This is a genomic window from Pseudorhodoplanes sp., assembly GCF_050250235.1.
In the GTDB taxonomy this organism is placed as follows: Bacteria; Pseudomonadota; Alphaproteobacteria; order Rhizobiales; family Xanthobacteraceae; genus Pseudorhodoplanes.
Map to the genome: position 1 here is coordinate 1 of NZ_JBFWPA010000180.1, position 9,607 is coordinate 9,607.

Consider the following 9,607-nt stretch of genomic DNA (forward strand, 5'->3'; position numbering starts at 1 on the left):
TTGATGCGTTCGGTGAGTTGTGCCTGCCCGGCTCGACGAGAGCGGTAGTGGTAGGTCGACCGATCGACCGGCAATGCACGGCAAGCACGTCGAATGCTCACCCGCCAGGTCGCTCGCGCATGCTCTCCCAGTTGACACTTCCGGGCAGGCTTCACAGCTTTCGGCGGATGACGTCCTGCAGCATCTCCTTGTCGAGCGCGAGATCGGCAACGATCTTTTTCAGTTTGCCGTTCTCCTCCTCGAGCTGCCGTAGCCGCTTCATCTCTGACGGCGTCAGCCCGGCGTACTTCTTGCGCCAGTTGTAATAGGCGCTTCGGAAATTCCCGCCTTGCGACAGACCTCGCCGATCGCCGTGCCTTCATCACCCTGCCGCAGGATGAAGGCAATCTGCGCCTCCGAAAACTTCGATCGCTTCATCGTCCTTCCTCGTCCAACGGCCCCTCGGGTCATGCCGCTAAACTGGAATTTTCCAACAAAGATCGGTCGAAAAACAGGGAGGCAGGTCAATGGCGATCAATCCGAGCATCGATCTGATTTAACTCTGGCTGGCCTCTCGAAGCCGAAAGGTTTGAGACGCAAGGTCAGCTTTCCAAATCGACAAATGCGCGCGCCGTGTCGGCGAGATGCTTCTTCATCGCTAGGTCGGCTTTCGCGGCACTCCTTTTTAGGATGTAGTCGACGATGACGGCATGCTCGTCGAAAATTTCCTTCATCGGCCGACGCTTGGGAATGAGCGTGCGGCCAACGCGCTGCATGTGTTCGCCAATGCTTCCGATCGTCTGCGCAATGCGCGCGTTCCCGGCCATTGTCGCTAGGAGAAGATGAAAAGCGGCGTTTTCGGCGACCCAGGCCTCGAAGTCGCTACGCACGACAATGCGGCGCTGGCGCTCGATACTTGCTCTGATCGCATTGCGCTGTTCGTCCGTTGCGCACTTCGCCAAACGTTGAACGACCCATCCTTCGAGGATCTCACGCATTTCGTAACATTCGGCGATGGCTTGAGGACCAAGTTCTACGACCTGCATTCCGCGGTTCGACAAAACATGGATCAAGCCCTCGTTGCTGAGCCGGATGGTTGCATCACGCACCGGCGCCCGCGAAACTCCAAACAACGCCGCCATCTCCTGCTCGGAATACAGGCGGCGCGCATCGAGTTGAGCGCTGAGGATCGCTTTCTTCATCTCGGCATAAACGAGGTCTCCGAGACGCGGAGGCCGTTTTAGGGCCGCAGGTATGGAACGGGTTGCCATGGCCTCACGTCGGATGTAACATATCACATAACAACAGCGATAGTGGACGCCGAACGTCCGGCCGGTCAAGGGAGAAAACGTTGCGCCACCATTTCTCAGCTTTTTTCGCCGCGGCTTTGTCTGCGATTTGCGCTGGCCTGCTGCCGAGCACACACGCCGTCGCCGCCGAAAAGGTCGTGTTCGCGTATCCGAGCACGAGTCTCTCGATGCTTCCGTTCTACGTGGCGCAAGAAAAAGGGATGTACAAAGACGAGAACATCGAGGTCGAATTCGTGCGCGTCGGCGCCGGCAATTTCTATCCCGCGCTTCTCTCCGGCCAAGCCGACGTTGTTCACAGCAACATCGTCGATCCGATGACGCTTCGGCAAAAGGGGCAGGATGTCGCCGCGATCGGCTTGTTCAGCTACAATTTCACCACTCAGCTGGTTTTAAGTACGAAGTACGCCAAAGCCAAAGGTGTGACGACCGCGTCGCCCTTGAAAGACAAGGTGCTTGCGCTAAAAGGCGCACGCGTCGCCGCGACCGGCCAAGGCGCGGGAACTGATCAGCAGCTTCGATTTCTTGCCGCGCTCTACGGCTTCGACTTCCAAAAGGATATGCACGTCACTTACATTCGAGAGGGAGCCGCCGCCGTTGCCGCTCTAACGAATGGCCAGATCGACGCTTTCATTCATGTAACGCCGTTCTACGAAATGGCCATCGAACGAGGCGCCGCCATCATGCTGGTCAATTTCGCGCGCGGTGAGGTCCCCGAGGCGGACGGCTATGTTCAGTGTGCCCTTGTCAGCACGTCCAAGATCATCGCGGCGAAGAAAGACAGGCTGGTGAAGTTTCTGAGGGCCACCAAAAAGGCAATGGCCTTCATTCACGATCAGGCTCGCCGCGAAGAAGTGGTCTCGATCGCTGCAAAATACATCACGGACGGAAAGAGCTCGAATGCGGAGATGCGGCCGTTCGTCGAAGAGATGCTTGCCGACAAGCAGGTCCCGACGACGGTCGTCCTTGACGAGAAACGTTTCAACGTGAGCCGCGATTTCCGCAACGCTCTTTTAAAGATCGAAAAACAGCCGCTTCTCGACTTCAAGTATGCGGACATCGTTAATAACGACTTGGCGATAGAGGCGGAAAAGTGACGCCCAGCGACCCGACGGCGGTCGAATTAAAAGATGTTAGCGTCAGCTTTCCCGATCGCGCCGGTGGCGACGACGTGGAAGTGCTGCGAAGGGTCACCTTCAACATCAGGCCGGGTGAGTTCGTCACGGTCGTCGGACCAAGCGGTTGCGGTAAGTCGACGCTCCTCAACTTGATTGCCGGGCTGTTGAGGCCTTCGGAAGGCCGCATCGCTTATGCCGGCGAGCTCGTTGCGCGCACCAACACTAAGGTCGGATACATCACGCAGCAGGACAACCTGCTCCCCTGGCAATCGACACGGAAAAATGTGGAGCTACCGCTACGTATCCGTCACGTTCAGTCCGGACAACGCGGCGAGATCGCTCAGCGCTGGATCAACATCGTCGGGCTGAATGGATTCGAGAGCCACTATCCACGCGAACTATCCGGCGGCATGAGAAAGCGCGCCGCGATAGCACGCACGCTTGCATATGATCCGGAGACGCTTCTTCTCGACGAGCCCTTCGGCGCGCTCGATGCGCAACTGCGGATCGTAATGCAGGACGAGCTCTTGCGCATTTGGACCGAGGCCGCCAATAAGACCGTGCTCTTCATTACACATGACCTTGCGGAAGCGGTGGCATTGTCCGACCGCGTCATCGTCATGTCTGGACGGCCAGGGCGCGTCTTGGCGGAATTCGAGATCCCGCTGCCGCGCCCGCGCGTCATCCGCGACCTGCGGTTCACATCCGAATTCACGAAGCTCCATGAGGAGCTGTGGAAAGCAATGGAAGGCCGCGCAGGCTGACAATGGCGAACAGCATGCAAATCAACGCCTCCGCAAGCGAGGCCATCGGAGAAAGAGCTATTTCGGACGCGGCTAGCGAGGGCGCACTTCGCGGGCAATCCGGCTCTCGCTCCAAGCGGCGATTCTCTTCGGTCTGGCTTGGGCGGATCGCCTTTATCGTCGTCGTCATCGCCGGTTGGCAATTTGCGAGCGGAACCATTGTCGACCCGTTCTTTGTCAGCAAGCCGAGCGAAATCTGGCGTGAGCTCTCGGCACTTGTGACATCTGGCTCCTTACTTCTGAATACGCTCGCAACGCTCCAGGAGGCGGCGATCGGATATGCCGTCGGCGCCATCTCTGCGGTGGCCTTCGGCTTCTTGCTGGGCCGAATGCGTTGGCTGGGGGAAGTGCTCGATCCCTTTGTGACAGCGTTCTTTTGCATTCCTAAGCTCGCGATCGCCCCCCTCATCATTCTCTGGTTCGGCATCGGTCTGGAATCGAAGGTCGTGCTGGCGGCACTTCTCACCTTCTACATGACGTTCTGGAATACCTACGCAGGCGTACAGAAAGTCGACAACGATCTCTTGAACGTCGTGCGCGTCATGGGCGCGACGCCTTGGCAATTGACGCGAGAAGTCATCTTCCCGGCATCGATCGGATGGACACTCGTCGGACTGCGGATGTCGGTCCCTTACGCCCTCATGGGCGCCGTGGTCGGCGAGATCATGGCCGGCAACAAGGGGTTGGGCTATCTCGTTCAAGCAAACGCAAGCCAGTTCAATACGGCGGGCGTCTTCGCCGTTCTCATCGTTCTCGCCATCATTGGCTCCGTCATCAATCAGTTCGTCGCTTTCCTCGACCAACGCTCGCAACGATGGAACGTTACGAATTGATGAGGCGCGGCCGTCTTATTCACAACGAAAAGGCAAAGGCAAAGCCATGATTCAGTGTGTGGGAAGTTGGGGACGCGCGATCGTCGCGCAACTCGATCCCGGAGCAGATTTGCTCGAGTCCATTTTGACAATCATCCGGGATCAGAACATCAAGACCGGCGTCATCTCCAGCATCACGGGCGCCATATCACACGCGACGCTGCAGCACTTCTCGTCCAATCAGGAAAATGCCACCAATCTGATCGACGTTATGGACATCGAAGGTCCGCTGGAGTGCAGCGGCCACGGCATCATCGGTGCGGTCAACGCACCCGAGATGGGCACAACACCTTTCGGTGTCGGCCGCTACGTGCACGGCGCGCCCTATGTCCATGTTCATCTCACCGTGACGTCTCACAAGGAAACGATCTGCGGCCATCTGATGCCCGGCTGTATCGTTTGGTCGAAACACCCGATATCGCATTTCACAATCATGCTTGCCGAAATCACGGGCGTGAATCTAGAAATGACCACGGACGCCTCGCTGGAGAAGCAGGGCGCCGGGCGTGGCGTTTTCCATAAGCTGACGCAACTTCCTGCGTAATGCGGATCGTCGATCTAAAAAACATTGGAGTGCAGATCATGAAGCGTGAATCGGGCGCATTGACACTCAAGCAAAAGCTGGCGCGGGGAGACGTCGTATCCGGGATGCAGACCTTCTCGGCGCATCCCGGCATGATCGAAGCGATGGGAACTGCCGGCCTCGACTTCACCACGGTCGACATGGAGCATTGCCCGACGGGCATCGTGGAGGTCGCTCATGCGATACGCGCGGCTGAGACGGCCGGTATCACGCCGTTCGTGCGCATTCCGCAAATGGATGCGTCGATGCTTGGACGCGTTCTCGATCTCGGCGCGAAGGGCGTCGTTATCCCGCACGCTTCGCTCGACGTCTGCAAAGCAGCCGTCGATGCCGCAAAGTACGGCCCGACCGGCAATCGCGGCGCCTGCCCGATCGTGCGGGCCGCGGGCTATTCGCCAAAGAGTTGGGCCGAGTTTGCCGACAACGCCAATACGCAGACGATAGTCATTCCCCTGCTCGAAGACGCCGCCGCCGTCGAAGAGCTCGAAGATATGCTGGCGCTTCCCGGCGTCGACATCATGTTCGTCGGCCCATGGGATCTTTCGATTTCGCTTGGCATTCCTGCGGCCAACTACGACCACCCCACGATGGGATCAATTCTGGACCGAGCCGTAGCAGCCGCCAAAAAGAACGGGAAACACATTATGACAACGGTGGGAGCAACGATCGATACGACCTACGCGGCGCGTCTTGTGGGAAGAGGCGTTTCACTTTTGAGCTTCAGCGCCGACATCCTCGTTTTCCTGGACGCTTGCCGGCGAATCGCGTCGGTCGGAAAGGATATCGGAAAGCCGAGCGCGCTCTCCGCCTAGCAGGGCTTCACAACGTAACGAGCGCCATTGGCAAGCATATGCCAATGGCTGGCCTATCGGGGACTAATTGCTAGCACGCTAGCCGCTCCAATCTATGGGCGCGTCGGCGACGTTGTCGGACGTCGGCACATGCTGATAGTCGCGACGGTCATTTATTTTGTCGATGCTCTTACATGCGCAGCATCGAGAAGCTTCGAGATACTCATTGCTGCCCGCGCCTTGCAAGGGCTCGGCGCAGGCGGCCTTATGACCTTGTCGCATGCGCTGATCGGCGACGCCGTACCGTTGCGAGAGCGGGGGCGTTATCAAGGATATCCCGGCTCGGTGATGGTGTGCGCGACCACCTTCGGACCGTCCGCGTAGCGCGGCGGGAAGGTGAACTGGATCCCATTGTCGGTGAGCACCGTGTGGATCCTGTAGGGGACGGCCGCGATCAGAGCTTTTAGAAAGGCCGAGGCTGAGGTCCTTCCCGTCTTCCTGACCAGTTGGACGAAGGCGAACTTGCTGGTGCGATCGATGGCGACATAGAGGTAGAGCTTGCCTTCAGCGGTCTGGAGCTCAGCGATGTCGATGTGGAAATAGCCGATCGGATAAGCCTTGAACTTCTTCTTCGAGGGCTTGCCGCCTTCGACCTCCGGCAATCGGCTGATGCCGTGGCGCTGGAGACAGCGATGCAGGGATGACCGCGTCAGATGCGGAATGGTCGGCTGCAGCGCATAGAGGCAATCATCGAGCGGCAGCAGCGTGTGCCGCCGGAAAGCGACGATGATCGCCTCCTCCTCGATGGAAAGGACAGTCGACTTTGCTTCCTTGGGACCGGTCGAACGATCGGCGACGGTCTCGCGCTGCTTCCACTTCGCCACAGTCTTCTGGTTGATCCCGTAGCGCTTGGCGAGGGCTCTCAGGCTCTCTTGACTATTTTGTATTGCTCGACGGATCGCCTCCGTCGTGGTGGCGCAGCCGTGTAGAACTTGCCCCATAGCGCATCCCTCGAATCCTGCGACAAGAATGCACCATCAAAGGCCGGGACTAAACACCTAGGTCGGAGGGGAACCTGTTCCAGGGGCCGACGTTTTCTTCCTTTGAGGATGAGAGCATGCCACACAATCCGGCAGGGAATTGGCAGCAGCGCGGGACGCGCAATTTATTCATTGGAGGAGCTATAACGGCCGGAATCTTGCTTGTCGCCGTTAGCGCGTGGCCGTTATGGCCTGGGAGCGAAACTGGAGACTCTAATCGCAGCCCAAATGCAAGCGATCCAGGGCCACATAGCGCGGCCGGTCAGAAATCCGATCAAAATCGCGGAGAGAGCAACACGGGGGCTGCCGAACCGAGCAGACCGGAAGACAGTGCCGGCGGAAAAGCCCAATCGATCCAGCAAACGGCGAAAGATTTGTCTCTCACGGAGGATCAACATCAGGCTCTCCGATCATACTTTGCGAGGCACGATGGCGCAAAAGTCAACGATGTCGCCTTCTCAATATCTGTTGGGTCAGCAGTACCACGTGACCAAGAGTTAAAAGCCACGCCCAAAGATGTCACTGGCATTCTGAAGGGATATCAGGGGAGCGATTATCTGCTCGTGCGCGACCAATTGGTGATCATTGACCACGAAGCGCGGCGAGTTGTCGCTATCGTTCCTGGAACCGTATAACGGATTATTTCAGGAGGAACTTGGCCATGTTTTGCCAAAGCATGCGCCGAACACTCTAGCTTGAGCTGCTTACCTCACGAACGGGCGTTCCCACCGAGTGGCCAGCGCGTTCCCTAGCTCGCGAGACGAATGAGCTGCGCTGCTACGTTCCGACTCAATGACGTTTGAAATATTGAACGTCCCGCTCGTGCTTTTCCGCGGCCGCTCGCGTTTTGAACGTGCCCAAGTTCCGACGCTTGCCTGTTTTCGGATTTGGCTTCCGCGAATAGAGCCGGTACTCGCCAGACTTGAGTTTGCGGATCATGAGTAGCCTTCTGCGTGTGAATTTTTTCGCATCTCTCTAATCGGCGGTGGCAACGTCATCTGAAGCGGCCGTCAGGAACGAGTCAACATTCCAATCTTCTGTGCAGGCTTCGGTTCCTAGATTGGCCACAAATATTGCACGCGACTGCCTCTATCTGGGGCTCAGCCTCCGCATTTTCGAGCGACACAACTCGTAATTCGTTCGCTCTGGCCTCGTCGAAAACGGCCGTTTTGTCGGCTGCGTTACACATGCGCCCCGACGCGGAAATGACCTCATTTCTTTCGAATGACATCATTTCTTTCGAATCGAAAGCTCTTCGTCTTTCTCGCGTGACAAGTTCCTGCACTGCCTTGATCGGGCGGACGGATACCTTAGGTGAAATGGCAGGCTTCGGATCGAACTTGCCGTGGCCAACATTGAACAGGAGGAAGAGTGATGAAATTGACTTCCGCCCAAGTGGAGCGAACCCTGAGCCAATTCGATGCCCAGGCGCTTGCTGACAATCATCCCGCGGTTCCAGAGTTGAACGGATTATTTGGAGACCACACTTTCTTCGTCAACGGCGACGGCCTGAACATTGTCGAACCGACGTCGGACGAGCCTCAGAGAGCGAGAGTAATCAATCTGGCTAATTGGAGCGATGCGGATCTCACGCGCCTCGCCACCCACGAGCCCGAGCCGACGGACACCGTTGTCGAACTCGGAACTCAACATTGATCCAGGGCGTCAGTTTGCGGCGAAGCGTGCTCAGAGACTGGTCCGCTGATCACTGGAAATATCTCTACTGAACGAGTGTGATGCGAGGTCGCCATGCCTGAACCTGGCGTTCGCAATTTCACCATTAACTTTGGGCCCCAGCATCCCGCGGCTCATGGCGTGCTGCGGCTTGTACTCGAGCTCAACGGCGAAATTGTCGAACGCGTCGATCCGCATATCGGGCTGCTCCATCGCGGTACCGAAAAGCTGATCGAGTACAAAACCTATCTACAAGCGCTGCCTTATTTCGATCGGCTCGACTATGTCGCACCAATGAACCAGGAACATGCGTTTTGCCTCGCAACCGAGAAGCTGCTTGGCATCACGATTCCAAAACGCGCTCAATTAATCCGCGTGCTGTACTGCGAAATTGGACGACTTCTCTCTCATCTTCTCAATGTGACAACCCAGGCAATGGATGTCGGGGCACTAACGCCGCCGCTGTGGGGGTTCGAGGAAAGAGAGAAACTGATGGTATTTTACGAGCGTGCCTCGGGCGCGCGCATGCATGCCAATTACTTTCGGGTGGGTGGTGTGCATCAGGACCTGCCATCGAAGCTGCTTGAAGACATCGAAGCATTCTGTGACCCGTTCTTGAACGTATGTGACGATCTTGAGGGCTTGCTGACAGACAATCGCATCTTCAAGCAACGCAACGTCGACATTGCCGTGGTCAAACTTGATGACGCCTGGGGATGGGGCTTTTCTGGCGTGATGGTGCGCGGCTCTGGCGCGGCGTGGGACCTGCGCAAGGCGCAGCCATACGAATGTTATGCCGAACTCGATTTTGACATCCCCGTCGGAAAGAACGGCGACTGCTATGATCGCTACCTTGTGCGCATGGATGAGATGCGACAGTCGGTGCGTATCATGAAGCAGTGTCTGGACAAACTGCAGCGACCCGAGGGTCAAGGGCCAGTTGCGATCAAAGACAATAAGATCGTCCCACCGCTACGTGCTGAAATGAAGCGCTCAATGGAGGCTACGATCCACCATTTCAAGCTCTATACGGAGGGACATCACGTCCCTGCGGGAGAGGTCTATGCCGCAGTTGAGGCACCGAAGGGAGAGTTCGGTGTTTATCTGGTCGCCGATGGAACCAACCGGCCGTACAAATGCAAAATTCGGGCGCCCTCTTTCGCTCATCTCTCCGCGATCGACTTGCTGTCCCGCGGCCACATGCTGGCCGACGTTTCTGCGATCATCGGCTCGCTCGACATCGTGTTTGGAGAAATTGATCGATAGGTCTCGTGGTTTCTTCTGTACCAACGAGGAAAGGCAAAATCGGATGATTCATTGAGGACATTGACCGGGTGGTTGATCCTTTCGATCACCCGAGTGACACCGCATCTAATTTGCCAGTCAAGCGAGGTCGCCCATGCCGCAGATTCAGATTGATAGTCAATTAGTGACACAAAT

10 protein-coding genes and 2 pseudogenes are annotated in these 9,607 nt (G+C 57.2%); 9 read left to right on the forward strand and 3 right to left on the reverse strand.

Translation table 11 applies throughout. The features are described 5' to 3' along the window. Window positions 1-417: pseudogene (locus tag AB7F49_RS35220) on the reverse strand (transposase); the annotation flags it as partial. A 164-nt stretch (window positions 418-581) separates the two neighbouring features. Next, window positions 582-1,181 (reverse strand): GntR family transcriptional regulator, encoded by a 600-nt coding sequence (locus AB7F49_RS35225; protein WP_428531239.1) that lies wholly within the window; start codon window positions 1,179-1,181, stop codon window positions 582-584. Window positions 1,182-1,330: 149 nt separating this feature from the next. Between AB7F49_RS35225 and AB7F49_RS35230 the strand changes: the two genes are divergently transcribed. The 6 genes from AB7F49_RS35230 to AB7F49_RS35255 are packed head-to-tail and all read left to right on the forward strand — an operon-like array spanning window position 1,331 to window position 5,837. Further along, window positions 1,331-2,383: an ABC transporter substrate-binding protein gene (locus tag AB7F49_RS35230; RefSeq protein ID WP_428531242.1), complete on the forward strand. Its 1,053-nt coding sequence runs from the start codon at window positions 1,331-1,333 to the stop codon at window positions 2,381-2,383. Further along, window positions 2,380-3,168, forward strand: a complete 789-nt coding sequence (locus AB7F49_RS35235; RefSeq protein ID WP_428531245.1) for an ABC transporter ATP-binding protein — start codon at window positions 2,380-2,382, stop codon at window positions 3,166-3,168. Before AB7F49_RS35230 ends, AB7F49_RS35235 begins: the two co-directional genes overlap by 4 nt. A 14-nt stretch (window positions 3,169-3,182) precedes the next feature. After that, entirely contained in the window at window positions 3,183-4,040 is an 858-nt protein-coding gene (locus AB7F49_RS35240) for an ABC transporter permease (RefSeq protein ID WP_428531248.1), read from the forward strand. Then, window positions 3,970-4,623, forward strand: a complete 654-nt coding sequence (locus AB7F49_RS35245; protein WP_428531251.1) for a PCC domain-containing protein — start codon at window positions 3,970-3,972, stop codon at window positions 4,621-4,623. The genes AB7F49_RS35240 and AB7F49_RS35245 overlap by 71 nt, the downstream gene beginning before the upstream one ends. Before the next feature lie 38 nt (window positions 4,624-4,661). Next, entirely contained in the window at window positions 4,662-5,474 is an 813-nt protein-coding gene (locus AB7F49_RS35250) for an HpcH/HpaI aldolase family protein (RefSeq protein ID WP_428531254.1), read from the forward strand. A gap of 27 nt (window positions 5,475-5,501) precedes the next feature. Continuing rightward, window positions 5,502-5,837 carry an MFS transporter gene (locus AB7F49_RS35255; RefSeq protein WP_428531257.1) on the forward strand — a complete coding sequence of 112 codons (336 nt, stop codon included), beginning with the start codon at window positions 5,502-5,504 and terminating at the stop codon, window positions 5,835-5,837. Window positions 5,838-5,848: 11 nt separating this feature from the next. Here AB7F49_RS35255 and AB7F49_RS35260 read toward each other — a convergent pair. Beyond that, window positions 5,849-6,454, reverse strand: a pseudogene (locus AB7F49_RS35260) (DDE-type integrase/transposase/recombinase); the annotation flags it as partial. Window positions 6,455-6,570: 116 nt separating this feature from the next. On the opposite strand from AB7F49_RS35260, the gene AB7F49_RS35265 reads away from it, so the two are divergent. The 3 genes from AB7F49_RS35265 to AB7F49_RS35275 all read left to right on the forward strand — a co-directional run bounded on the left by AB7F49_RS35265 (window position 6,571) and on the right by AB7F49_RS35275 (window position 9,433). After that, window positions 6,571-7,128: a DUF1236 domain-containing protein gene (locus AB7F49_RS35265; protein WP_428531260.1), complete on the forward strand. Its 558-nt coding sequence runs from the start codon at window positions 6,571-6,573 to the stop codon at window positions 7,126-7,128. A 739-nt stretch (window positions 7,129-7,867) separates the two neighbouring features. Continuing rightward, window positions 7,868-8,149 (forward strand): hypothetical protein, encoded by a 282-nt coding sequence (locus AB7F49_RS35270; RefSeq protein ID WP_428531263.1) that lies wholly within the window; start codon window positions 7,868-7,870, stop codon window positions 8,147-8,149. A 93-nt stretch (window positions 8,150-8,242) separates the two neighbouring features. Beyond that, window positions 8,243-9,433: an NADH-quinone oxidoreductase subunit D gene (locus AB7F49_RS35275; RefSeq protein WP_428531266.1), complete on the forward strand. Its 1,191-nt coding sequence runs from the start codon at window positions 8,243-8,245 to the stop codon at window positions 9,431-9,433. The last annotated feature ends 174 nt before the right edge of the window (window positions 9,434-9,607 follow it).

Excerpts from the sequence above, each read along its gene's own strand:
- AB7F49_RS35265 (WP_428531260.1), top strand. The coding sequence starts at position 6,571 with ATGCCACACAATCCGGCAGGGAATTGGCAGCAGCGCGGGACGCGCAAT.
- AB7F49_RS35275 (WP_428531266.1), top strand. The coding sequence starts at position 8,243 with ATGCCTGAACCTGGCGTTCGCAATTTCACCATTAACTTTGGGCCCCAG.
- AB7F49_RS35225 (WP_428531239.1), bottom strand. The coding sequence starts at position 1,181 with ATGAAGAAAGCGATCCTCAGCGCTCAACTCGATGCGCGCCGCCTGTAT.
- AB7F49_RS35270 (WP_428531263.1), top strand. The coding sequence starts at position 7,868 with ATGAAATTGACTTCCGCCCAAGTGGAGCGAACCCTGAGCCAATTCGAT.
- AB7F49_RS35250 (WP_428531254.1), top strand. The coding sequence starts at position 4,662 with ATGAAGCGTGAATCGGGCGCATTGACACTCAAGCAAAAGCTGGCGCGG.
- AB7F49_RS35240 (WP_428531248.1), top strand. The coding sequence starts at position 3,183 with ATGCAAATCAACGCCTCCGCAAGCGAGGCCATCGGAGAAAGAGCTATT.